Origin of the sequence: Mucilaginibacter sp., from assembly GCF_965225845.1 — a bacterium.
Taxonomy (GTDB): domain Bacteria; phylum Bacteroidota; class Bacteroidia; order Sphingobacteriales; family Sphingobacteriaceae; genus Mucilaginibacter.
The window spans coordinates 188,190-213,537 of sequence record NZ_CBDDBL010000002.1 but is presented as its reverse complement, the minus strand read 5'-3'; the positions used below and the strand labels follow the sequence as shown (position 1 = coordinate 213,537).

The 25,348-nt window shown below is 38.1% G+C and carries 16 protein-coding genes; 6 read left to right on the top strand and 10 right to left on the bottom strand.

The genetic code is table 11. The annotated features are described in order from the left end of the window. Position 1: 1 nt before the first annotated feature. The gene (locus ACYZ0U_RS04735; protein WP_461450365.1) at positions 2 to 1,777 is read right to left on the bottom strand and encodes an aminopeptidase P family protein; all 1,776 of its coding nucleotides are present in this window, start codon (positions 1,775 to 1,777) and stop codon (positions 2 to 4) included. A gap of 265 nt (positions 1,778 to 2,042) precedes the next feature. Here ACYZ0U_RS04735 and ACYZ0U_RS04730 point away from each other — a divergent pair, with 265 nt between their 5' ends. Next, positions 2,043 to 4,835, top strand: a complete 2,793-nt coding sequence (locus ACYZ0U_RS04730) for a DUF5695 domain-containing protein (protein ID WP_461450363.1) — start codon at positions 2,043 to 2,045, stop codon at positions 4,833 to 4,835. 27 nt (positions 4,836 to 4,862) lie between these two features. On the opposite strand, the gene ACYZ0U_RS04725 is transcribed toward ACYZ0U_RS04730, so the two are convergent. Beyond that, entirely contained in the window at positions 4,863 to 6,176 is a 1,314-nt protein-coding gene (locus ACYZ0U_RS04725) for a leucine-rich repeat-containing protein kinase family protein (RefSeq protein ID WP_461450361.1), read from the bottom strand. Positions 6,177 to 6,542: 366 nt separating this feature from the next. On the opposite strand from ACYZ0U_RS04725, the gene ACYZ0U_RS04720 reads away from it, so the two are divergent. Together ACYZ0U_RS04720 and ACYZ0U_RS04715 are read left to right on the top strand one after the other, a co-directional pair. Then, on the top strand, positions 6,543 to 9,002 hold the full coding sequence (locus ACYZ0U_RS04720; protein ID WP_461450359.1) for an SLBB domain-containing protein: 2,460 nt from the start codon (positions 6,543 to 6,545) through the stop codon (positions 9,000 to 9,002). Positions 9,003 to 9,030: 28 nt separating this feature from the next. Then, positions 9,031 to 10,113 (top strand): lipopolysaccharide biosynthesis protein, encoded by a 1,083-nt coding sequence (locus ACYZ0U_RS04715; protein WP_461450357.1) that lies wholly within the window; start codon positions 9,031 to 9,033, stop codon positions 10,111 to 10,113. Between the two features lie 68 nt (positions 10,114 to 10,181). Here the strand turns inward: ACYZ0U_RS04715 and ACYZ0U_RS04710 are convergent, their stop codons facing one another. From ACYZ0U_RS04710 to ACYZ0U_RS04690, 5 genes are all read right to left on the bottom strand, one after another. Then, entirely contained in the window at positions 10,182 to 11,780 is a 1,599-nt protein-coding gene (locus tag ACYZ0U_RS04710) for a RagB/SusD family nutrient uptake outer membrane protein (RefSeq protein WP_461450355.1), read from the bottom strand. Between the two features lie 23 nt (positions 11,781 to 11,803). Beyond that, positions 11,804 to 14,917: a SusC/RagA family TonB-linked outer membrane protein gene (locus ACYZ0U_RS04705; protein WP_461450353.1), complete on the bottom strand. Its 3,114-nt coding sequence runs from the start codon at positions 14,915 to 14,917 to the stop codon at positions 11,804 to 11,806. Positions 14,918 to 14,962: 45 nt separating this feature from the next. Then, positions 14,963 to 16,210: an ROK family protein gene (locus tag ACYZ0U_RS04700; RefSeq protein ID WP_461450351.1), complete on the bottom strand. Its 1,248-nt coding sequence runs from the start codon at positions 16,208 to 16,210 to the stop codon at positions 14,963 to 14,965. A 229-nt stretch (positions 16,211 to 16,439) separates the two neighbouring features. Further along, a complete protein-coding gene (locus tag ACYZ0U_RS04695; protein ID WP_461450349.1) occupies positions 16,440 to 17,015 on the bottom strand; it encodes a hypothetical protein in 576 nt (191 codons plus the stop codon). 86 nt (positions 17,016 to 17,101) lie between these two features. Next, positions 17,102 to 18,493: an outer membrane beta-barrel protein gene (locus ACYZ0U_RS04690; protein WP_461450347.1), complete on the bottom strand. Its 1,392-nt coding sequence runs from the start codon at positions 18,491 to 18,493 to the stop codon at positions 17,102 to 17,104. 295 nt (positions 18,494 to 18,788) lie between these two features. On the opposite strand from ACYZ0U_RS04690, the gene ACYZ0U_RS04685 reads away from it, so the two are divergent. Continuing rightward, positions 18,789 to 19,658, top strand: coding sequence for a glycosyltransferase (locus ACYZ0U_RS04685; RefSeq protein ID WP_461450345.1), 870 nt, complete (start codon positions 18,789 to 18,791; stop codon positions 19,656 to 19,658). A 10-nt stretch (positions 19,659 to 19,668) separates the two neighbouring features. Here the strand turns inward: ACYZ0U_RS04685 and ACYZ0U_RS04680 are convergent, their stop codons facing one another. Beyond that, positions 19,669 to 20,481, bottom strand: a complete 813-nt coding sequence (locus ACYZ0U_RS04680) for a DUF5672 family protein (RefSeq protein WP_461450343.1) — start codon at positions 20,479 to 20,481, stop codon at positions 19,669 to 19,671. A 95-nt stretch (positions 20,482 to 20,576) separates the two neighbouring features. On the opposite strand from ACYZ0U_RS04680, the gene ACYZ0U_RS04675 reads away from it, so the two are divergent. Then, a complete protein-coding gene (locus ACYZ0U_RS04675) occupies positions 20,577 to 21,317 on the top strand; it encodes a glycosyltransferase family 2 protein (protein ID WP_461450341.1) in 741 nt (246 codons plus the stop codon). A gap of 29 nt (positions 21,318 to 21,346) precedes the next feature. On the opposite strand, the gene ACYZ0U_RS04670 is transcribed toward ACYZ0U_RS04675, so the two are convergent. Together ACYZ0U_RS04670 and ACYZ0U_RS04665 are read right to left on the bottom strand one after the other, a co-directional pair. Continuing rightward, complete coding sequence (locus tag ACYZ0U_RS04670; RefSeq protein WP_461450339.1) at positions 21,347 to 23,173, bottom strand: ABC transporter ATP-binding protein; 1,827 nt, start codon at positions 23,171 to 23,173, stop codon at positions 21,347 to 21,349. A gap of 66 nt (positions 23,174 to 23,239) precedes the next feature. Beyond that, complete coding sequence (locus ACYZ0U_RS04665; protein ID WP_461450337.1) at positions 23,240 to 24,298, bottom strand: glycosyltransferase family 4 protein; 1,059 nt, start codon at positions 24,296 to 24,298, stop codon at positions 23,240 to 23,242. A 111-nt stretch (positions 24,299 to 24,409) separates the two neighbouring features. Here ACYZ0U_RS04665 and meaB point away from each other — a divergent pair, with 111 nt between their 5' ends. Next, a complete protein-coding gene (gene meaB / locus ACYZ0U_RS04660) occupies positions 24,410 to 25,288 on the top strand; it encodes a methylmalonyl Co-A mutase-associated GTPase MeaB (protein ID WP_461450335.1) in 879 nt (292 codons plus the stop codon). The last annotated feature ends 60 nt before the right edge of the window (positions 25,289 to 25,348 follow it).

Sequence of the window (25,348 nt, the reverse complement as noted above, 5' to 3'; positions counted from 1 at the left end):
TCTAAATGGCCTTTGCTTTTTCTTTTAGCCAATCCAGTTCTTCGGTAGTTAGGTGAGGGCCTAAGCGATCAATTACCGTATTATGATAGTTGTTTAACCATTGGATATGGCTAATCTCTAAAAGCTCTTTTTTTATCAACCTGGTATCAATAAGCGCCAATGTAAGCGTTTCAAAGGAGTAAAAATCATTAAACTCGTTGCTTACGTTTTGAATAGTTAATACCAGGTTTTCAATACGGACGCCGTGTTTGCCGGGCCGGTAAATACCTGGTTCAATCGAGGTGATCATACCAATTTCCAGTGGAATGGCTGTATTAGTTGGATTTAAAACCTGCGGGCCTTCATGCACATTTAAATAAAAGCCAATGCCATGCCCGGTACCATGCCCGTAGTTTATGGCATAATCCCATAATGGCCTGCGGCATATCGAGTCTATCTGATAACCACAGGTGCCTTTGGGATATAATGTCTTAGAGCCCTCTATCATCGCCTTTAAAACCAGGGTATAATCCGTTCTTTCTTCATCAGTATTATTACCGAGGGCAATCATTCGGGTAATATCCGTAGTGCCATAAAAATATTGTCCGCCCGAATCAACCAGGAATAAACCTTCTTCTAAAATTTTTACGTCACTTTCGGCTGTTGCAAAGTAATGTGGTAAAGCACCATGTGCTTTGTAACCGCCAATGGTGTTAAAACTTACTCCTGCAAAAGTATCCTGTTCGGCACGGAAGCCCTTAAGCTTCTCAGCGGCAGAAATTTCGGTGATCTTTATTTTCCCGATGTTCTCTTCCATCCACTTAAAAAACCTCGTCATGGCAACACCATCCTTCACCATGGCCGAGCGCATGTTCTCTACCTCGGTTTCATTTTTCACAGCCTTAAAATGCGTTGTGGGATTTATATCATGAATAAAGGTGGCAGATGCCGGTATTAATTTAAACAAGCCAAAGCAATTCCTTTTAGGATCGATAAATACGCTACAATTTTCAGGTAATGCGGCCAATGCTTTTTCAATATCGCCATAGGGTGCTGTTTTTACACCAGATTGGTTCAAAACTTCTACATCAGCAAGCGACAATTTGATTGGATCAATAAATAACGTCGCAATATCAGCACTTATCAATGCAAAGCTTAAAACAACCGGATTGTAGCTTACATCTTTACCACGTATATTAAACAGCCAGGCAATATCATCCAATGACGATAGCAACTGGTAATCCGCTTTTAGAGATTTTAGCGACTTTCGTAAGGCTGTTAACTTTTCCGCAGTTGATGATCCGCTATATTTGGCATCTATTAAAAAAGCGGGCTCTGTAGGTAATTCGGGCCTGCCTGCCCATATCGGATCTAAAAAATCATAGCTTTTAAATTCAATATGTTTATCTGCCAATTGGTTCTGTAATAGCTGCCCTAAAAATACAGATAACAGCCTGTCGTTAAAAGCGACCACAGCATTATCCGCCAGCGTTTCATGTAGCCAGGCGATATATTCGGGAGCATGCTGCACTTTTAATTTAACCAATTCAAAACCGCTATCCTGGAGTTGTTCATCCGCTTGAACAAAGTATCTGAAATCGGTCCATAAACCTGCGAAATCCTGTGTTATAACCAGTGTACCGGCTGAACCCGTAAATCCTGAGGCAAACTGTATACATTTATAATGATCAGGCAGATATTCGCTAATGTGCGGATCGGAAGATGGGATAATATAGGCGGATACACCATTTTGAGTCATTTGCTCACGTATGGAAGTAATTTTTTCTTTAGTTGTCATTTGAGTAGTATTAACACAAAATCGCAGGGTAAATGTAATTCATAATGCTTAATGCAAATATATACAGTTTACAATGTCTGTATTTTCATTAATTAACTTAATGTGGCAATTAATTAACGTGTTATATCATTTAATATTAAAGCTCCTGCTTAATAGAGTTGGCAGGATAATAAGTTGCTACAAGTTGGCAAATTACAGTAAATTGTGAGGGAGTTAAACTTTTACTTTTACTTTATAAAGTTTAGTCCTTAAATACATTATGTTAATGTTCCAATTTTTATATAGAATAATATCGGCACAAAAGCTTAACTACCAACTTGTAAGGTTTAGTTTTTTTATTCTTGCTCTTTGCTTTTTAAATATTGATAACACATACGGACAAGATCCATGGAAAGCCCTTGAACAAAGGCAGTCAACTCTTGGACTTGAAAGTGGCGTATCGACCTATACAACCCCCGATCTTCAGTTGCAGTTGGTTAAAGCTTCCCAAACGGTCGGCAGCTTAAAGCCAAATACCAACAAGCAATTTGATTTTACCCCTGGCGACAGACTTAAAATACGTAGTAGCGATGGCATGTACCAGTTGGGGGATATTGACTTACGTCTAAAATCAGTAGGCAATGCAGACTGGAAAAATTATTCCACTGCCACAAAACGCGGAGCCGTCATCCCAATACAAAATAGCAATAAAACAATATTAGCTGCCGCTGATCTTGCTGCGACATTACCTGCTGATATCCCATTAAACATACAACGTTATTGGGAAGTTGCCGATGGGCACCTGGTTTTATTGTTCAAGCTAAAAAATAAATCCAATAAAATAGTTGAGATCGGTTCATTAGGCATCCCTATGATATTTAATAATATTATGCAGGGAAAATCGCTTGAAGAAACTCATGCCGAAAACGTTTTTTATGACCCTTACATCGGAATGGATGCCGGCTATTTGCAGGTAACCCGTTTAAATGGGCATGGCCCTGCTTTAGTGGTAGTTCCTTTTGGTAAAACACCTTTCGAAGCTTACAATCCATTAAATAATGACCCAACCCCTCGAGGAATTGATTTCGAGGGCTTTTACGAATGGATGGTATGCAGTAAAGCTTATGCCGAAAATGAGTGGAAAAATGCTGAACCATGGAACACGCCGACTTCTGTAAAAATAAATCCCGGCAAAACTATTTCATATGGCGTTAAATTTTTGCTTGCTGATTCTATTAAAGGCATTGAACATGAACTGGCTAAAAACAAGCGCCCTGTTGCGGTAGGTATACCCGGCTATGTATTACCACAGGATGTTAACGCCAAATTATTTTTAAATTATTCCCAAGCGGTAAAATCAGTACAGGTTGAACCGGAAGGCGCTTTAAATGTTACCACTACCCTATCGGCAGAAAGTAAATGGAAAACTTATAATGTAAAAGGTGTAACCTGGGGCAGGGCAAGGCTTACCATTATTTATGCTGACGGTTTACGCCAAACCATCAATTATAAAGTAATAAAGCCAGAAACCGAATTAGTTAGAGATTTTGGGCATTTTTTAACTACTAAACAATGGTATGAAAACAAATCAGATGTGTTTGGCAGGGACCAATCGGTTATAACTTATGATTACGAAAAGAAACAACAGATAACACAAGATAACCGGGCTTGGATAGCCGGTTTAAGTGATGAGGCAGGTGCAGGATCATGGCTTGGTGCCATGATGAAAGAATTTGTTCAACCTGATAAAGCTGAGGTTGATAAGTTAGAACGTTTTGTAGATCATACCCTTTGGGGGAATATTCAGCATAGTAAGGGCGATCAAAAATATGGCGTTAAAAAAAGTGTGTTTTATTATCAGCCTGATTCATTGCCGAAAGGCACGTATAGCGACAGCATCCGTTGGAAGACATGGTCGGCCTGGAGCCATAAAGATGCCAACGATGTTGGAAGATCGTATAACTACCCGCACGTTGCATCTGCCCATTGGGTGATGTACCGCCTGGCCCGGTATCACACCGGTTTAGTTAGCGGACAAACCTGGCAATGGTATTTGGATAATGCTTACCAAACCACGATGGCTATGATTACCAAAGCGCCGTATTATGTACAGTTTGGGCAAATGGAGGGAGATATCTTCTTTAAGATACTGATCGATCTGAAAGCGGAGGGTTGGGATGATAAAGCCGACTTGCTTGAAAAAGCAATGAAGATAAGAGCTGATCACTGGCGTACGTTGATGTACCCTTTCGGTAGCGAAATGCCATGGGATTCAACCGGACAGGAGGAAGTTTATTTATGGTCGGAATATTTTGGTTACCTGGATAAAGCACAAATAACAATTGATGCCATTTTAGGATACATGCCTACTATCCCTAACTGGGGATACAATGGTTCGGCACGCAGGTATTGGGATTTCCTATACGGCGGTAAATTACAGCGCATAGAGCGTCAACTGCATCATTACGGTTCGGGTATAAATGCTATCCCTATTTTAAGTGAATACAGGAATAAACCAAACGACTTATATCTTTTACGTGTTGGTTATGGCGGCGTGATGGGTTCTATCGCTAATATCACGCAGGATGGTTTTGGATCCGCAGCATTCCATTCCTATCCATCTGCATTAAAAATTGATGGTTTATCTGGTGATTACGGGCCTAATTTTTTTGGCTATGCATTGAATACGGCCACCTATATTACACACGATAAAGAGTTGGGTTGGTTGGCATTCGGTGGGAACCTAATAGTTAAGCCGGATGCTATAAATGTAGAAATTACTACTGCAGCAAAATCGCGTATCTATATAGCGCCGGCGGGTTTATGGTTAACATTAGATGCCGGTACATTTAAATCAGTGTCATTTAATCCTAAAACCGGTAAAGTTAATGTATTATTAAATGTAGCCGATCAATACACGCCTGTTGCCTACCTACATATTCAACACCCAATAAGTGGTGGTAACCGTATATCGCCTTATAAATTAGTTGGCTCTTCAAAAGTAGAACGCGGCGCTTATGTTATTAAGCTTGGTGATAAACCATTAGCGGTAGATATAATAAACAGGAATAAATTATAAAAACTATTTTAGCACTGAGCCTTTTAATTATCGTTCCTGAAGCTGAAGCTCATCCACAATAAATTGGAATCCGGTAGGCATGAGCAATACGTTTTCAGCCAGGCAGGCATTTCTTAACGCTTTTAATTTTAATAATGTAAAGTCTGTTTCTGCCTCTTTATGTAAATCAAGTATGTCATCAAGCAAATATCCATAAGCTTTTATTTCTATTCGTTCCAGCGCTGTGGCTGTTTCAATATCATTCCTATCATAAATGCTCGCTGCGCCAAAGTCACCAAATAAAGTATTTCCGTAAGCATCAATCAAAATATTATGAGCATACAAATCACCGTGCATAACGCCATTTTTATGTAATTGTGCCGCTAAGGATGCTATAGTTAATGCTATTTTAATGATCTGTTGAGCTGTCAAGCTCATATCATCACTAAAAACATCACGTGTACAACTGGCTAAGCTGGGTGGATTACCCAGGTTAAAAAAACGATTTGGTATCAACTCCATTAATATACCTTGCTTTCCACCAGGATGCGCTGTAATTTGCCCAAGTAATTTAACCAGCCCGTAGTGATTTCCTGCTGATATATAGGCAATCATCTCATCCTCCGGAATACCGTCACTGGTAACCGCGCCCTTAAATATTTTTATAGCAGTTTCTATTGCTTGGTTGTTACTATGTTGCCTGGCTTTGTAAATAATACCCGACGCGCCTTCGCCAAGCTGAGAATCAATCTCTAATTCATTAAAATTAATTTGAGGTATGCTTTTTAGCTCCGGTTTTAAATTAAATGAATTACCCGAAAACGCCAGCCATGATAGTTTAGGCATACTTAATAACCACTGAGGCAATTGGGTTAATTGATTGGCTGAGATACGCAAAAGCGATAAATTAAGACATTTACTAAGCTCATGTGGTAAGGCTTCCAACCTGTTTCCGGCAAGCATTAGTTTTTGCATGCGTTTACAATCACCTATTTCTGCCGGTATATCAGTTATCCTGTTATTGGTTAAAATCAACCAACGAATATTAGGGTTTAATGCCTTAGCCGATACATTTTCTATAAAATTGGATTTGAAACCAACAATATCAAGCTGAGGACAGTCAGCCAACACTTCAGGAAGCACGGTAAATAAGTTTTCAGAGCAAAAAAGAATCTTCAAATTTTTTAATCTGCCGAAATCTTCAGGTAATGCGCTTAAATTATTAAAGGATAGATCCAGCTTTTCTAAAGTATCTTCTAACTCAAATATCTCCGGCGGAAAGTGTAAAAGCCCTTCAGCTAATTTTAGTGATGTTGCGCCTTTAAGCTCTCCTTTTTGTAATTGTTTAAGTGTATTCATCATATTTGAGGCAAATGTAATTTAGTAAAATGACTTAACCCCTCAATTTGTTATTTGCTTTAATAATCCAGAGGTTCAAGGCTCTGAATTGGCTACAAAAAATAGGATATATTTCTATTATATTATATTTCACCATAATACATTGTAGCTGTCACTATTTTGCTAATACCGCTTTTATTTAATTAAATACAGGCTGATACCAAAGGTAAAACTTGCAAAAATTATTACATTTGCACGATTAAACTTAAACATACTAATCACAGTATTAAAGAAAATTGCTTAAAGGATACTTTAATCTATTAAAAATACTAAGGAGGAGTTGCTGAGGATTGCTAATAGTCATACCGTAAGTATGCGTTTTTTTTATTTATGAGTTACAAAAGAGTTACTTTTTTTTTAAGCACGTTTTTTTTATTGTTTATAATTTCTGGACGGCTACTGGGGCAATCTCTGCCTAATGATCTATCGAATGCTAATGTTAACGACTTTTCAGATGCTCAAATAACACAATTAGTATCGCAGGCCCAATCTGCCGGGCTAACCGATGATCAATTATTACAATCTGCCCAAAACAGGGGGATGTCAGCAAGCCAGGTACAGTTACTGCGGCAAAGAATAAGTACTGTTAAGTATAACACTAATATCCAGTCAGATACATCATCTCAAACAAGAAGATTAAATTATAATTCAGACACTTCAGTCAACAGCAATGGAAAAACTGCCCGCACTGGCTTGCCACGTATTTTTGGTTCCGATATTTTTTCAGGAACAAATCAAACCTTCGAGCCCAATTTAAAAATTGCCACCCCGGTTAATTATGTTCTGGGGCCTGATGACCAGGTTGATATAAATGTTTACGGTAATTCAGTAGTGAACTGGAAGCTCAATGTTTCTCCCGAAGGCAATATAAATATACCAGGTGTTGGGCTTGTTAACGTTTCAGGTAAAACATTTGAACAGGCTTCTGAAATAATAAAAGCAAAACTTGCTTCAAGTAATTATGCCATCGGCCATGGCACCAATGTGCAAATATCGTTAGGAAATATAAGAAGTATAAAAGTAATTTTGATTGGGGAGTTAAAGCGCCCTGGAACTTACACTTTGCCATCATTAGCTACTGTGTTTAACGCGCTATATGCTGCAGGCGGACCTAATGATAATGGTTCGTTCCGCCAGATAGAGATCATCAGAAACAATCGTGTTATACGCCACCTGGACATCTATGATTTTTTAACAAAAGGAAACCAAAAAGATAATATTAATCTACAGGATCAGGATATTATTCGTGTGCCCACTTATCGTACAAGGGTTGCGCTGCTGGGCGAAGTAAAAAACCCTGCACTATTTGAAGTATTACCCGGCGAAAATTTACAGGATGTTATAAATTTTGCCGGTGGCTTTACCGATCGAGCTTACACCGCCCTTGTAAAGGTTTACCAAATAAGTGATGAACAACGCCGGATAACTGACGTTACCGAAAATGATTACAGGAATTATTTACCATTAAGAGGTGACAGATACGTTGTTCAGAGTATTCTTAATAGATTTGAGAACAGGGTTACAATTTCAGGTGCTGTTTTTAGGCCGGGTGAGTATGAACTTGAAAAAGGCCTTACAATTAGCGGCCTAATTCAAAAAGCGGCCGGCTTAAAAGAAGATGCTTTTACCGACAGGGCAAGCATTGTACGTTTAAAAAGTGACAATACTGCTGAATTTATTTCCTTTAGTATTAAAGCAATATTAGATAAATCGCAACCGGATATAATGCTGCAACGGGAAGACTCGGTAGTTATATCTTCAATATTTGACTTACGCGATCAATATAACGTAATGATCAAAGGTGAGGTGAGGCATCCCGGCACATTTGTGTATGCTGATAGTATGAGCGTACAGGATTTGATTATAAAATCAGGAGGTTTTGCCGAAGGCGCAAGTTCAAAACGGATTGAGGTTGCAAGACGTTTATATGGCAACGATGCTTTAGCAAAAAATGCTGCCATAGCCCAAGTTTTTAGTGTTGATATAAATGATGATTTAAAAGGCGGTGATTTAAGTTTTAAATTAAAGCCTTATGATGTCGTATCTGTTTACACGCTGCCCGGTTACGAAAAGCAAAAAACGGTGCGGGTAGAGGGAGAGGTACTTTATCCCGGCTATTATACCATTAAGCGAAAGAACGAAAAGATATCAGATATAATAGCCAGGGCCGGTGGCATTACATCAGCAGCAGATGTTGATGGGGGTACGTTAAAGCGCGATAATATAGCCATACTTGGTGTTGACAAGAATAAAGTTGATACTGCTGAGTTAACGCGGGAAAGACTTGAACGCTTATCAAGGCTTCAAAACAACTATAAGGATTCATCGCAAAGCGAAAACGCAGGCATGCGTAATAATTACATAGGAATAAATTTGGCTGAGATATTAAAAAAACCAGGGAGCAGCAGTGATTTGTTAGTTGAAGATGGTGACGAATTAAGAGTTCCTAAACAACAACAAATTGTACGTGTAAATGGTGAGGTATTATACCCAAGTGCTGTTGTGTATGAAAAAAATAAAAACTTTAGCGACTATGTGTCAAATGCAGGAGGTTTCTCACCAAAAGCGTTACGCCGTGGTGCCTACATTGTATATGCCAATGGTACCGTTAAAGGAACAAGAAAATTTATTTTCTTTAATATCCATCCCAAGGTTAAACCGGGCAGCGAGATCTATGTTCCGCAAAAGCCCGCTCCAAAAGGTAACTCATTGCAAACAATAATTGGGCTTACTACCGGGCTGGCTTCAATCGGTGCCATTATTTTAGGAATAATCAGTTTGAATAAATAATTATTCCAACCCAAGTACTAAATTATTTATGAGATCTGAAATAAATCAAGAAACTATTCAGCAAGATGATGAAATATCTCTTCGCGAAATAATAGTAAAGGTAAAGTCAGGAATAAGGTATTTAAAAACTAAATGGCTTATTTTATTAATTTTCGGAATATTAGGCGGCATTAGCGGCCTGGCGTACTATTGTTTGAAAAAGCAAATATATATTGCCAATTGCACTTTTGTTTTAGATGAGGACAAAGGCAGCAGTGTAAGCCAGTATGCGGGCTTAGCATCGTTAGCGGGAATTGATCTTTCCGGGTCAAACAATACGGGATTATTTCAGGGCGATAACATCCTTGAACTTTATAAGTCAAGATTGATGATTGAAAAATCGTTATTAACCAAAGGTAATTTCAACGGTAAGAGCGAACTATTAATTGACAGGTATATTGATTTTAACAAATTAAGGAAACGCTGGAAAGAAAAAAACAACATTACTAATATAAACTTTACAGGCGATCCCGCTAATTTTACCAGGACTCAAGATAGCATTGTAAATGATCTTGTTGACATCTTCAATAAAAAAATACTTTCCGTTACTAAACCTGATAAAAAAATAGGAATAATTAACGTTCAGGTTTCATCAACAGATGAGTTATTTGCAAAGGAATTTACTAATATAATTGTGGAAACAGTAAATGACTTTTATATTCAGACCAAGACCAAAAAAGCAATCCAGAATGTACAGTTATTACAAAAACAGGCGGATAGTGTAAGGGCAGTTTTAAATACATCCATATCTGGTGTAGCATCAGCAATTGATGCATCACCAAATGCAAATCCATTATTATTATCTTTAAAAGTACCTTCACAGCGCCGCCAGGTAGATGTACAGGCAAGTTCGGCCATTTATGCTGAAGTTGTAAAAAATCTTGAGGTTTCAAGAATGATATTAAGGCAGGAAACACCATTAATACAAGTAATTGATTCTCCGGTTCTGCCGCTGGAAACTAATAAATTAAATATAGCAGTTTGTATACTTGTGGGTATAATAGCCGGAGGGGCGATATGTACAGTATTACTTTTTGTATCCAAAGGTTATAAAAAAATAAGCGCTATATAATGGATTCGTATTAAAACATACAAAAAAATCCCCGCCAAAAGCGGGGATTTTTTTGTATTCGGTATTTATTAGTGATTAGGATTTTTATCCCACCATAATTTGGTACCACCATTATCCGGGCCACCAAGTTCGGATATGCCTGAAGCAACACCTTTTGCATCGTTAGTAACCTCGTCAGACGGGAAAGGTAATCTACGTATGCCTGGTATAGTAGGTATCGTACCACCGCTATTATTCACCACTACCGGGAACAAAATAGGATAACCTGTACGCCTATATTCTGCCCAGGCTTCTTCACCATCAGGGAACATTGCGATCCACTTTTGAGTGATAATTCTTTGCAGGTTTTGCTCAAAAGTTGCAGTTGCACTCCACGCCACCGGGATATTATTCAAATATGGAGAGCCCGCAGGTACACTATTAGTTGCATTTTGAGTATCAACATAAGGAGCTGCAGTAGCAGTTGAATTTGTTAAGTAGCCTGCAGGCATTGTAACTCCCTTTTCCTGGAAGGCAAGCGTGACACCAGCTTCATAAAATGATTGAGCTGTACCACTCCCCATATTCCATCCGCGTAATGCTCCTTCTGCTCTTAAAAAGTCGCTTTCAGAAGCTACCATAATTTGTATAGGCGTACTTGCAGCATCATTTATTAAAGAATAACCAGCATATTCTGCACCCGAAATAGCTATACCGTTACGTATACCTTTTTCTTGCCCAGGTACCGCAGTTGAAGGTAAAAAATAATTAGTTATACGTGGATCATTGTAACCTTCTAATATTGATTCCATTGGCGCGCCCATGCTGATATCGCCATAAGCGTTGGTAATATTCCAAATTGGGTTTTGGTAAGTAAATAAGCCACCATTGGATAAGAAAGCACCATCACTGGTAGTACTTAATAATCCGTTTGGATCTGCACAGGCCTTCTCTGCTTCTTTCTGAGCCGTAGCCGGATCAGCATAAGCAAGGCGCATAGCCAAACGAAGCCTCAATGAGTTAGCAAACTTTAACCATTGAGGATAACTACCATTATAAATTAAATCATATGGCTTAAATGGTGTAGCGCCCGGGTTAGCTTTTACATAGGCTGTTAGTGTTGAAATGGCGGTATCAAGCTCGCTAAAAAACCTGGTATACACAGCTTGCTGGCTATCATAACTTACACCAAACGCATTTGTTCCATAAGTTGAATAAGGAAGCGGACCGTAAACATCCGTTACACGGTGCATGCTTTCAACCTTCAATATAAGTGCCATAGCAACAAAGTGCTGATCCTGTGGACGAGCTTTCAGTTTCACCTGTGACCAATCATGCATCGCATGTGAATAAGCCTGGTCAAATGTGGTCGTGTTCCAACCCTGAACCATGAAATAATTGGTGTTATTCGGGCCACCAAATGCATCTGCCGACATCATGTAACCGGAATATACATCAGCATTTAAGCTCTGTTGTAACTGGTATATATAGTCGACGGGGCTGAATATATTTTCCTCCATATCCGGGAAAAAGCCACCGATGTATTGGAAATCGCCTTGGGCCTGAGATTGAGTAACAGTACTAGGATTAGTATTAAATGCTTTAAATTCTTTTGTACAGGCACTGGCTAATAATAGGCATACAGCGCCCATCCATAACAGCCTGTTCTTTTTAAATATTGTTTTCATGTCTTTTTATTTAATATTCGTTATTAAAATTTCGCTGATATGTTAAAGCCTAAGGTTCTTACGCTTGGTTGCCCAAACAGGTCAATACCTTGCAGGGTGTTATCAGTTGACAAAGTTGTTTCAGGATCAAACGGAGCTTTTAGATAGAAGAAGAATAAGTTTCTACCGCTAAATGCTATACGAAGGTTACTTATCGCGTTACCAAACATTGCACCTGGGAAAGTATAACCGAAAGAAGCTTCTCTTAACCTAACATTGGTTGCTGAATAAACATATTCGGCTAAAGCACCGGAACGACCGCCTACTGTTTGATAGTAAGTTTGAACCGCAGCTAATGCCTGTTGGCTTCCATTGGTAGCATTCCTTGCATTTGCTGATGCTTGTGATACACCATAAGAATCAAGATAAGCCTGGGTCATGTCAATCACATCGCCTCCAAAACGCCCGTCAACGGTAAATGCCAGATCAAATTGTTTTACCTTAAATGTATTTGTCCAGCCCAGTGAGAATTTAGGGCTTGGGTTACCAACATCTTTGTAAGAAAAATCGCCGTTAGGTGTAGCCTGGAACTGAGGTATGCCATTTGCATATACAACGTTGCCACTTGCATCTCTTTCAAGGGCTTTCGCAAAAAGTTCACCGTATGGTTTTCCAACAACAGCTTGTTCTGAATAGCTGTTAAATGAATTTCCGAATTCAAACTGATTTATTATCTGGCCAGCATCAGTTGTATATAACGAAAGCACTTTGTTTTTATTCAAAGAGAATGTAAAGTTACTGGTCCAATGTACGCCGCCGCCAAGGTTTCCGTTATAGCCTAAGCTACCTTCAAAACCTTCATTTTCAACATTTCCGCCATTTACATACTCATTTGCATACTGACTACCTGCTATCGATGTACCAACAAGGAACAATTGATTGTATGTGTTTGTGTGATAATAAGTCGCGTCAAATGAAATATGATCATTTAAGAAACGCCATTCAGTACCTACTTCAAATGAGTGTGTTTTTTCAGGCTTTAATGTAGCAAGTGGTTGTGTTTGGTTCAGGTTAAGAAAACCGCTACTCAACGTATATTGTGATGGATTTGTACTTACATAAGCCGGAAGCCCATTACCAACATCAGAATAAGATAAACGTACTTTACTAAAGCTGATAAAATCAGGCATTTTAAACATGCTGCTTAATACACCGCTTAAACCAATTGAAGGATAAAAGAAATGATCAGTGGCTGCATAACCTAAAGTTGAGGTCCAGTCATCACGGCCTGTAACATCTAAATACAAGAATTTCTTATAACCTAAATCAACTGTTGCAAAAAGAGATTGTGTTTGATTTTCTTCTTTATTTGTTTGGTTAAACGGATTACCTGATGCAAGGCTAATATTACTTACGTTGAAATAATTATCAATGTTGCCTAATTTACCACCAAAGCCGGTTGCGCTGTATTGGTTGTCCTGTATACTAGCACCCAAAGTTCCGTTGATGTTAAAATCTTTTGACAAGTCTTTATTGGCAGTAAGCAATAAATCGCTATATACCTGGTTTGAGCTACTTGAATTGTAGGTATAATTACCTGCTAAACCTGATAAAAGAGTTGTGGTACCCGCATAAAGTTCCTGGTCGCTTGTTTGATCAGCTTTATCAACGCTTACACGTCCCTGTAAATTTAACCAGCTGCTAATCTCATATTTAGCAGTAATAGTTGCTAATAACCGGTCTAATCCCTGGTGATTTAAATTTTTATACTGTATCCAATAAGGATTTTGTAAATCATCCCCGCCAATACCCGGATCTGTATATGGCGTGATCCAGTTTGGTAACTCAATATTCCTGGTTGGATCAAATGATTCGTAGTTTTTGTACTGATTAAAGTCAGTGCCTCGTGGGAATAAGTAAGTACTGGTTAAAGGGTTAAAATAAGTGCCCTCGCCTGGCCTGTCTACTGTATTCTGAAAAATATAACTAACATTTTCGCTTAATGTAAGCTTGTCATTCAATAATTTACTTGAATTATTTACAGTAACATTATTTTTTTCAAATGTGTTATTTGGCAATATCCCATCATTACGTGTGTTTGCGTAAGATATAAAAGTTTGATTTTTCTCTGTACCTGTTCGTAACGTAAATGAATTAATCAGATTTTTACCGGTGGTATAGAAACTTGATGGCTGAGAATTAATAGCACCAGCAGCCTCTTTGGCACCCCATGAGTTTATTGATGTCCCACTAGTAACCCCTGTATCGCCACGCGCATACTCGGTTTGTAATACCGGAACTTTAACAGGTTTTTCAAAAGTTGTTAATGAACTGAATGTTACTTCAGGTTTTCCGTCTTTACCTTTTTTGGTAGTTATTAATATAACGCCATTTGCAGCGGCGCTGCCATATAAAGCAGCGGCAGATGCACCTTTTAAAACACTGATACTCTCAATGTCATCAGGGTTAATGTTTGAAATACCGTCGCCACCATCCGGGCCATAAGAGAACACGCCGTTAGGTTGCCCACTTGTAAGTGCCTGTAAAGGAACACCGTCAATTACGTATAAAACGTTATTGCTTCCGTTAATTGATTTTTCACCCCGTAGCACAACTTTAGTTGAACCACCCGCTCCTGATGAGCTTTGGGTAATTTGTAAGCCTGATACCTTACCATCAAGGTTGTTTACAAAACTTGGATCTTTTGACACCTGTAATTGGCTGCCGGCCACAGTTTGTTGGTCATAACTAATTGATGCTGCAGTTTTAGTAATACCCAAAGCTGTTACAACAACCTCGTTAAGGCTTTTGCCATTTGGAGCTAATGCAACATCATAATTTGTACCATTAGCGATAAGAACCTCTTTGCTTAAGTAGCCAACATAGCTAAATACTAATACATCGCCAGGTTTTGCATTAAGAGTGTATTTACCATTTACATCTGTTTGCGTACCGTTTGTTGTACCTTTAATTAAAACCGTTACACCTGGCAAAGCTGCACCTGTTTCATCTTTTACAATCCCGGTTATGGGGCCTGCGTTTTTTAAGGTATATCCTGTGGATACCTTTATAAATTTAGCCTGTGTACTGAGGGGATGGCTGTTTGCCCCCATTGCAATACACGGTACTAATAAAATTAGTGGTAATAATTTTTTCATTTTTCAGTGGATTAATTTAATGTTAATGAGTTGTAGTGTGGTGGATTAGATAGTTGTTGATTTCTCCATAATTGGTTGTTTTGTGGTGATAGATTTATTTTTATTTTTTTTATCGAAATTTTCCATTACCAGTACCGCCGTGCCAATAAGCTCTGCACCGAAGCCGAGGTTCGAGATTAAAATTTGGGTACTATTTGCCAACCTTGGTATACAGTACTTATTCATGGCCTGTTGTATAGGCGCCATCAATATTTTCCCTACTATCGCTCCTCTTCCACTCAGCACAATGCTCTCTGGGTTCATGATGTGAACCAGTATAGCCAGTGCCTTACCTATTTTATAACCCGCATCTGATAGTAATTCAATAGCAAACTGGTCGCCATTATTAGCAGCTTCCATAATTGCGTTTCCTACAACCTTGTAGGGATCTTTGTCGGTATGGTTCAGGCTTGAGATATGGCCATCTTTAAGACCTTTGATAGCTTTTTCGGCAACTACCAGCATCGATGCTTCGGCTTCAAGGCAACCGCGCTTCCCACAGGTACAAAGCGCACCATCCTCAAATAGCGGAATATGGCTAAACTCCCCTGCGAAACCACTATGCCCGCGATAGAGTTCGCCGTTTACGATCATTCCCAGGCCTATCCCCCAACCCAGGTTAATAACCATTACATCTTTGTGATTTTTAGCCGTACCGAATCTTTGCTCGGCTATAGCTATCAGGCTGGAATCATTGGCTATGTATACCGGCAAACCTGTTTGCCCGGAAATAAGTTCCGTTAAACTTTGGCCACCGGAATCTAAATAAGTATAATTGATCCCTTTTGCCGAATCTATAAAACCAGGCATACCAATACCGATGCCAACTATTTTGCTGTTATCGATACCTGTTGAACGGATATACTCTTTAATATAATCAATAAGTGAAGAAAGCGCGGCAGGGTTATTAAGTAACTTAAGCTCCATCATAGCAGTTTCCGCTACAGGGTTATTTAACAGGTCAACCATTTGGATGCGTGTTGAAAGCTGATCCATAGCTACAGTAACTATGTACATAGCTGATGGCTTTAATGAGTATACTAATGGCCTTCGGCCACCGCTTGATGGCGCATATCCATCCTCCACCACAAAGCCTTCTACAATAAGCTCACTAATGGTTTTTGATACCATAGGGACGCTTTTTTCTAAAACCTCACCCAGCTCGGCGCATGATAAAACATTATCAAAATAAAGTTGCTTTATAATGAGGTTCTTTAATTCGGCGCTTTTAACATTTTTAGTTTTAAGTTCCATTTAAACACAATAATTGGCGAGATCTGCTAAAACAAACTTAATAAAATTTCAAATAAAAAAGAGATAACTTCTTAAAAAGAATTAAAAAGTTACATATTCGTAATAGGAATAAAAAAATAAGTAAATCGATTTATCTTTTAGGGTAATAAAATTACTAAAGGTTAATAACGTATCAAATAAAAAAGGGCAGCTGCTATTCGCAACTACCCCTACCCTTAGCTATATTAATTTACATAGATGTACTATGTTCGTATAAATATTTTACCTTATATTCATTTGTTGCAGAATCATAAGCAGTTAAAGCATTATCTGTTTGAAATTGAGACTCAAGCAAATACCTGAATTTTGCATTATCGGCATAAGTGCTTTGCAGATTTTTAATAGATAAAGGCTTAACATCAGAGATTGCAGTACTGCTGAAATAAAAAGCATCAATTGATTTTGGGCTCTTACCCCATTGCACCAGTTTTGGGGCGCTGTACAGGTAAAAATCCTTGTCATCAATAATTTTATAAGGGTTATTATTAAAGTAACGATAATCGGTCTTGTTATATCTATAACCGTAGATGGCGCTTTTATAAATCACCTCTTTTTTACCATTATAAACTACAACAACCTTATGCGATCCTAAAAACTCATTAAGCTGGATGCTGTTGCCGTCATTACCCGTAGTTTTATAACTTAATTTATGGTTATGGTAATCATCAGCGGTTAAGTACAATCCGCAAGTTTTTTCCTGGGCCAATGTTTTTTGGGCAAATCCTGCCATTAACACAATGGCGATCATTAATTTAACAGTTTTCATTTCATTATTTTTTTTTAATTTTTCTTCAGTTGATTTTTCTAGACTTTGGTGCCATAGCTGACGATGGCACCAAAGCGTTTAAAGTTTTAAAAACGAACAATTAAATCCATTGCTGCAGTACGTTGATCTTTTTTAGTACCATTATCATAAGGCGTAATTCCATCGGCATAAGCACGCTCGTATCTGATTTCAGGGCGGATCCTGATGTAATCATTAAAGTAGTGTACAAACCCAATAGTGTGGTCAGAATAACTAGTTGCATAACCCGTTCTGCCGCCCTGAGGGTCACTTAAATAGCCGTTTCTGATAGAGATATAATCACGTTTTGAAACTAATATCTGAAAATAGTTAACCGCGCCAACTGCCTGCATTGTTCCGGGAATAGGTGCTCCGGCACCAACATTGGTATAAAATGGTTGAGGAGGGCCTGTAATTACTGTACCTCCAACCAATGCATGGTATTGCCATAAGTAATAAACTTCTGTCATCATGTGGAAGGTTTTGTTAAACTTATGTCCCCAGGTAGCAACCAACATTTGCAGGTCATCATGCTGACGGGTGTAATCACCGTTGCCTAATGCATTTATACCACCATATAAAGAGTTATTATTATCTTTGGATACCCAACGCGCCATCAGCAAACCGTTGATCTGCGCAGATTTACTCCATGGAGCCATATCGTTACCTGCATCAACACCAACTTCTAATTGCCAGTATGAACCCAATTTGAAGGTTGCCTGCGCACCAGTAAAAGTATAAGGATCGACGGTAAACATTAAAGAGTGCGAGTACAGGTAGTTATCAGGGGCCCATTGTGCCTCAATATCTGCGGGAGAAATAAAACGTCCAAATTTCAACAGCATGCCATCGGCTATTTTCGGAAAATAGATCAAACCGTACATTTCAGCAGGGTCAAAACCATATTTATTATTGTTGCCCAATAATTGGTTACTGAAATATCCTTTACCTGTAGTGTAGCGATAATCTGTACCAAAAATGGTAGTTACCAAAAAACCTGCGGATACATGGTCTGTTTGAACGGTATTTGGTTGCAAGTCGAATTTTAATCCCACCTGATCCAGCATTACAGTATTTGGAATCAGATCATAAGAGGTAGGTGCATTCGAGTGTTTTGAACTACTGATATCAGCCCCCGGATCAACCCAACCATAAACTCTGAAATGCGTTTTGGTTAAGCCCAACAGCTTTTGTAATGGGTATATAGGTGCAGTTCCGTCAGAACCAATTAACGGGCCGCCATCCCAGTCACTTGTTGGAAACGGAGGATCAGGAAGTGGAGAGTCAAGCGAACGTTGTACGGTACGGTGTTTTATCGTATCGGCATTAATACTTTTAACAAGGTTGGAATCAATCGGTTGAGCAAATGCCTGTAAACCAAATACCGAAAGAATAAATAATGTGCCTAATTTTTTCATTTTGAATTGCCTGTTTAATAAGGATGTAAATGTTTTGTTCACGCTTTATTTTATTTATGATGAATCTGACCCACATATGCCACTATGATGCCATGCGAAAAATAAAATCATTAAAATACTATGTAACAAGCACTTAAAGATATTAGAGAATTTAATACATTATTAATCTTACCATAATAGCATGGCAGGATTTTCAAAATGGAAAGGCGTATTGGTGATAGATTATCTAACTTGTTATAAGCTTTTGCATCTACCGGCTAGGTGTTTAAAGCTAAATAAGTAATTTGCAGGCGCTAATTAACTTATTTATAACAATTGCAATTTTTTAAATTCATTAATGATTTCAGTAATTATATCATCAGCAGATAGCAATTTGTTACGTCAAGTTTCCGAAAATATTACTTCAACTATTGGCCTCCCGTTTGAAATAATCGCGATAGATAACAGCCAGGGAAAGCAAGGCTTATGTGCGGTTTATAATCAAGGTTCGGCCAAGGCGAAGTATGATATTTTATGCTTTATGCACGAAGATGTAATCATTAAAACCAATAATTGGGGTTCTATCCTAAAAAATATTTTTTTTGATAATTCGGAAATAGGATTGATTGGCATTGTTGGTAGCGGATATAAACCATTTACACCATCCGGGTGGACGGGGATTGATTCAGTGCATATTCGCGCTAATATTTTACAATCCTACAAATATTTAGATAAGCCGCAATTTCATGATTATAAAAACCCTGATAATCTTAAAAGAGAGCAGGTTGCCTGTGTGGATGGTGTATTTTTATCTACTACAAAAAAAGCATTTTTGGAATTTAAGTTTGATGAAACTCTTTTTAACGGATTTCATGGTTATGATATTGATATTTCAATTGCGATAGGTCAAAAATATAAGGTAGTTGTAACCTATGAGATATTATTGAATCATTTATCTGAGGGAAGTTATAGCCGCGAATGGGTTGAAGACATGATTAAGCTTCATGAAAAGTGGAAGTTAGTTTTGCCGATAAATGTTAACAATATAAGTTTTAATGAATGCCGGCAGATAGAAAAACGCACTTTCAATGATTTAATTAGCTTGCTGACAAAGTTTGATATTCCTCTTAGTGTAGCCAATAAAATTCTATCAGGAAATAAGAAGTATCGCGAACTAAAATTATTCTGGAAACTTAAATTCTTAATTTATAAAACCTATTTAAAGTGAGTAAGCCTAACTAAATAGTTATTCCCTGATCCTTAAATATGCTCCGCCAAAAATCTAAATTTTTATCCCAGGCGTGGCAGCCAAAAGGCAATTTATTATTGATGATCTTAAATGCCCTTTGCGGATTGGTTTCGATCGAAAACTCCAATGCCAATTTCAATCCGGGTTTAAGAATATTCTTTTTTGTACGGTTGAGCGCTATGCTCCAAAATATATCCTCATTAAACCAGGGATGACGCAAGGTTATATAATGATCAATTAACGGTTTATATTGAATTGTGTATAGCAAAAATTTATCGACCCTGCGCAACGAAAATCCACCATTACCTACCCTATCTTCAATTTGCTTACCAACTTTTGGCATGCCATTCTTATATTTTGCGTCATAACGCATGTATAAGTAGTTTTTCAATTTGGTAAAGGCCTCATCAAACGCATTCTTATATCCTTTTAACCGCAACCAGGGGGCACCAATATAATCGTAACCTAAATTACACCAGTAATCCAATTGATCTGAAAATACAAAGGCATCCAATTGATAGATCAGCATAAACTCATAATCAACAAAGGCTTTATAAAACTCTTCGCCGAGTAAAAGTTCGTTGTATGTATGCACGCTTGCAAAATAATGATCGTTGAACGAAATAGCAGAATAGCCTGTATCGGCTACTAATGAATCAATATTTAGGGACTGGGGCTTAACAAAAACAACCGGGTGCTTGTGTAAAATTGCCCGGCATTGTTTTAAAGCAATAGATTCATAAACAGATAATTGTGTTTTGTATAATGGTATTATTACAACTACTTTATTTTTTTTATTCATACCTAATTAACAAACATTCCATCTGCAAATGTTAAAACGTAAAGCTAATAGTAATTCTTATATTAACTTAGCACCAAATATAAGCCAAAGCATTAATGGGACTTAATGAGGTAAAAGATTCAATAAGCGCTATTAGCCAAAAAGGGCGAATAACAATAATTATTGTTACCTACAATGCGGCCGGATACTTACAAAGCTGCTTAAATAGTATTTACAACCAACTATACCCTGCAATTGATATTGTTGTTATCGACGGGCAAAGCATTGATAGTACCATTGAAATATTGCGCAATAATTCATTGCGCCTGCATTTTTGGCAAAGCGAAAAGGACAAGGGTATTTATGATGCGATGAATAAAGCACTAACCCATATAGCCGGGGAATGGGTTTATTTTTTAGGTGCGGACGATGTCTTACTACCGGAATTTTCCGAAATGGCTATGCAGCTTACCAACCCAAGTGCAATTTATTATGGGAATGTTTTAGCCAATGGTATTAAGCGCTCGGGGCTTATAAGTAATTATTATATGGCAAAGGGTGGAATTTATCACCAGGCTATAATTTACCCTAAATCTGTTTTTGATAAGTACAGGTACAATACAAAATATAAAATTGCTGCCGATTATGCACTTAACATGCAGTTGTATAAAGACAAAAATTACAAATTTATTTACCTCGACATTATCATCTGCAAATATAACCATACAGGCATATCGTCACGTGTAGTAGATGATGCGTTTGAAAAGGATAAAACCAAGTTGATCCTATCAAATTTTGAAGCCAAAATTGGAATCAGGTATTTGTTTAGATTATTTAAGTCTATATTTTCTAAATAAATTAAGGCTGATATTGAAATTAAAATATATTAATCGCCGTTAAAGGTTTGCATATTGATAAGCCGCTTATATAAGCCATCAGTTGCAGATAATTCAGTGTGGGTTCCCTGCTGCACCACCCTGCCGTTTTCCAATACAATAATGGAGTCGGCATTTTGTATAGTACTTAAACGGTGCGCGATAATTATCGAAGTACGGTTCTTCATCAGGTTATTTAAAGCATCCTGAACTAATTTTTCCGACTCGGTGTCCAGTGCAGAAGTCGCCTCGTCTAGCAACATGATAGGTGGGTTAGCTAACACTGCACGTGCTATACAAATACGTTGTTTTTGCCCTCCGGATAGTTTTGTACCACGGTCACCGATGTTTGTATCATAACCATTCTCTGTTTCAATAATGAAGTTATGCGCGTTTGCTATTTTGGCAGCGGCAATTACCTCTTCCATGGTTACGCCGGTTTTACCAAAGGCAATGTTGCCAAAAATGGAATCATTGAACAATATAGATTCCTGGTTTACTATACCCAATAAATTTCTTACCGAATCTACTGTAGCGGTTTCAATATCTACACCATCAATCAGCACATGGCCTGATTGCGGTACAATAAAACGAGGTATCAAATCGATCAAGGTAGATTTACCACCACCAGAAGGACCAACCAATGCAATTGTTTTACCCTTAGGCACTGTTAGATTAACATCTTGCAATACTTTTCTATCGCCGTAGGCAAAGGATACATTTTTAAATTCTATCGACTGCTTAAACTCGCCGATAGGTTTGGCATCGGGCAAATCATTAATTACAGGTTTTTCATCAATAAGCGCCAATACCCTTTCGCCTGCGGCAATACCCGAGTGTATATTTCCAAATGAATCAGAAATGGACTTTGCCGGCCGCATTAACTGTGAAAAGATACCTATATAAGCAATAAATTGCGCTCCGCTAAGATCGGACTTATTATTTAAGATAAGATAACCGCCATATAGTACTATACATGATATCATGGTTACAGCCAAAGTTTCAGATACCGGTGATGCCGCCTGCTGGCGTTTAGCCATTGAGCGAAGTATTTTAGTATAGTGTTTATTTTCATCGTCGAAGCGATTTTTAATAAACCCGGTGGCGTTAAATGCCTTAATAATCCTAACACCTGACAATGCTTCGTCAAGATAACTGATCATATTGCCGTACGATACCTGGGCAGCTATTGCTTGCGACTTAAGTCGTTTAACAATGCGCGAAATTATAAATCCGGAGATCGGCACAACTAATAACGACCATAAGGTAAGCTTCGCCGATATAGCAAACAATGTTATTAGAAAAGCAATGAGCTGAATAGGATCCTTAAAAATAACCTGCAAAGTAGATGTTACAGAAAATTGCACTACCTGCACATCTGATGCAACCTTCGATATAATATCACCTTTGCGCTCGTTGCTAAAATAGCCAAGGTGCAGGTCCATCACATTATTAAAAACACTACGGCGCAGGTTTAATAAAGTATGTACACGCAAGTTTTCCATTATCCTGGCAGAAAGGTAGCGGAACAAATTACTAAGCAACACGGTTACTATTAATACAGAGCATACAAAACGCAATGCTCCCCAGGCGCCATATACCTTAACAAAATAGTACATATAATACTTAAACCAGCCGGTAAGGTTAAGCCATGAAGTTGGTTGCGCCACCGCGGTTGCCCGGGTATGTACAGTTAAGAAAAGCAAGTTTAAAAGCGGTATTAACAATGGGAACACCAATGTGCTGAATACTACGTATAATATAGTAAATATAATATAAGGTATAGCATACTTCTCAATGGGTTTTGCAAAAGAGAGCAGCCTGAAATAAGTCTTCATCAATAATTAAATAAAAGAGTACAAATCTAAAGTAATTAGCTAATTAACGCTATAATTAAATTGTCATTATAAGCCAAGGCATTCATCGTATAGTTTCAGGTATTGGCGGGCCGTTTCCTGCCAGTCAAACTGCATGGCATGGGCCATTACTTTTTGCTGCATATCATCGGCTTTAAATTTTTCCATACCATTGACAAATGCCGCTTGCATCGCTTCAGGTTCAAAATTTTCAAAATAAAAAGCGGCATCGCCCCCAATTTCAGGCAATGAGGTGTAGGTTGACAAAAATACCGGTTTACCGAAATGCATTGCCTCTAACACAGGCAAACCAAAGCCTTCGGCAATGGACGGGAATACAAAAGCCGCACAATTTTTATAATACCAGGCCTTATCCTCCTCGCTTACCGGGCCGGTGATGGTTACCCTATCCGTAACACCAAACTTTTTAGCCTCATCCATTATCACGCTTTTATAAGGAGTTTCCACACCGGCGATGATCAGTTCATAGTCGTTACCCACCAATAAAGGCGGCAATACATGGAAATTTTTTTTAGCCGCAATAAACCCGATAGTAAATAAAAATGTTTTTTTTGGTTGATATTTTGGCGAATGCCCTTCAACAACCTGTAACTGATCGGCACCATTATATATGATACTTACCTTATTTTCAGCTTCGGGGAAGTATTTTAAAATATCCTTGGCTACAAAATGAGATATGGTTACAACTTTATCACAAGCGCTTATATAACCTCTTAATTTTTCAAGGTGCTTTTCTATTTTTTTAGGCGATTTACGTTGCTCATGTACCGGATTAATATCATGTATGGTTAATATCTTTTTACCCTTTACCTTTTTAGGTCTTAACCTGCAATATTGATCAGTAAAATGTGTGAGTTCAAAACGATTAGGTTCGGGGAAAAATAGTTTATGGAGTTTTGATAAGTATACCAGGCTTACTTTCTGATTAAACAGATATGTAGCCCTTTTGTGAACATAAAAATACAGCTTATATCGTGCTTTATTTTGAATCAAAAGTGCATCACCCAAGCTTTTTCCGAAAGAAAAAAAACCTGAGTTTGGATATTTCATGGAATCGAACGTGAGCAGTATGGATGGTTTTGACACTATATAATACTTATTAAGCTGTAAATATTCGCTTTTTTATTTAAACAAATAATTTTCGGGCAAATTATTGAATAACTTGTGGTAATTTATTTTGATTTGCATTGCAATGCCTTGAAAACAGCCACCGATATTTTATCTACCCTAAACAGCAACAATTTTAAATCGGTTGCACGGGCATTAACTATTGTGGAGAATGACCTTAAAGATTCGGCTGAATTATTAAAAAACCTGAGCTTTAATAATGATACTCCTATAATAGGTATAACCGGGCCGCCAGGTGCCGGTAAAAGCACTTTGGTAAACGCGTTAATCAGTAACTTTGTTGTTAATAATAAAAAAGTGGCTGTTTTAGCAATCGATCCAACATCGCCATTCAACTTTGGTTCTTTATTGGGCGACAGGATTCGCATGTCGGCTTTTTTTAATCATCCAAATGTGTACATCCGTTCATTGGCTACACGCGGATCATTGGGTGGATTATCTGCCAAAACCATTGAAATGACCGACGTATTACGCGCGGCGGGTTTCGATTACATTTTTGTGGAAACCGTAGGCGTAGGTCAAAGTGAAGTTGAAATCGCGGGTTTAGCCGATATTACTTTAGTTGTATTGGTACCCGAAAGCGGTGACGAGATCCAAAATATCAAATCGGGCATGATGGAAATTGCCGATGCTTTTATTGTAAATAAAGCCGACCGTGATGGTGCGGATACATTTGCTAATAACCTTAAAAAATTGAGTGATAAAACACCTGTATTTAAAAGTGTAGCCTCTCAAGCTGACGGTGTCTCTGCAATAATTAATTTCATTAGATCTGCGAATCATGAAAAACATGACCGGAAGCAATTGCTATTAGCCGATAGGGCATATAAGCTTATTCAGCAAAACCGCATGGCGGGCATCGACAAAAAAAAACTCCGGCAGGATATCGCTGAAGCTTCTGTTAATACGGGGTTTAACTTGTATAAGTTTTTGGAGGACCATTATTAGCTATTGTCATTTGACCGGAGGGAAAAAACTTTTCGCTAAGTATGTCCGCTTTACATATTA

Bases quoted from the DNA above. Each gene is read 5' to 3' on its own strand.
- ACYZ0U_RS04730 (WP_461450363.1), top strand. From the start codon at position 2,043: ATGTTCCAATTTTTATATAGAATAATATCGGCACAAAAGCTTAACTAC.
- ACYZ0U_RS04700 (WP_461450351.1), bottom strand. From the start codon at position 16,210: ATGGAACTTAAAACTAAAAATGTTAAAAGCGCCGAATTAAAGAACCTC.
- ACYZ0U_RS04695 (WP_461450349.1), bottom strand. From the start codon at position 17,015: ATGAAAACTGTTAAATTAATGATCGCCATTGTGTTAATGGCAGGATTT.
- ACYZ0U_RS04710 (WP_461450355.1), bottom strand. From the start codon at position 11,780: ATGAAAACAATATTTAAAAAGAACAGGCTGTTATGGATGGGCGCTGTA.
- ACYZ0U_RS04670 (WP_461450339.1), bottom strand. From the start codon at position 23,173: ATGAAGACTTATTTCAGGCTGCTCTCTTTTGCAAAACCCATTGAGAAG.
- ACYZ0U_RS04735 (WP_461450365.1), bottom strand. From the start codon at position 1,777: ATGACAACTAAAGAAAAAATTACTTCCATACGTGAGCAAATGACTCAA.
- ACYZ0U_RS04680 (WP_461450343.1), bottom strand. From the start codon at position 20,481: ATGAATAAAAAAAATAAAGTAGTTGTAATAATACCATTATACAAAACA.
- ACYZ0U_RS04715 (WP_461450357.1), top strand. From the start codon at position 9,031: ATGAGATCTGAAATAAATCAAGAAACTATTCAGCAAGATGATGAAATA.
- ACYZ0U_RS04720 (WP_461450359.1), top strand. From the start codon at position 6,543: ATGAGTTACAAAAGAGTTACTTTTTTTTTAAGCACGTTTTTTTTATTG.
- ACYZ0U_RS04675 (WP_461450341.1), top strand. From the start codon at position 20,577: ATGGGACTTAATGAGGTAAAAGATTCAATAAGCGCTATTAGCCAAAAA.
- ACYZ0U_RS04685 (WP_461450345.1), top strand. From the start codon at position 18,789: ATGATTTCAGTAATTATATCATCAGCAGATAGCAATTTGTTACGTCAA.
- ACYZ0U_RS04725 (WP_461450361.1), bottom strand. From the start codon at position 6,176: ATGATGAATACACTTAAACAATTACAAAAAGGAGAGCTTAAAGGCGCA.
- ACYZ0U_RS04705 (WP_461450353.1), bottom strand. From the start codon at position 14,917: ATGAAAAAATTATTACCACTAATTTTATTAGTACCGTGTATTGCAATG.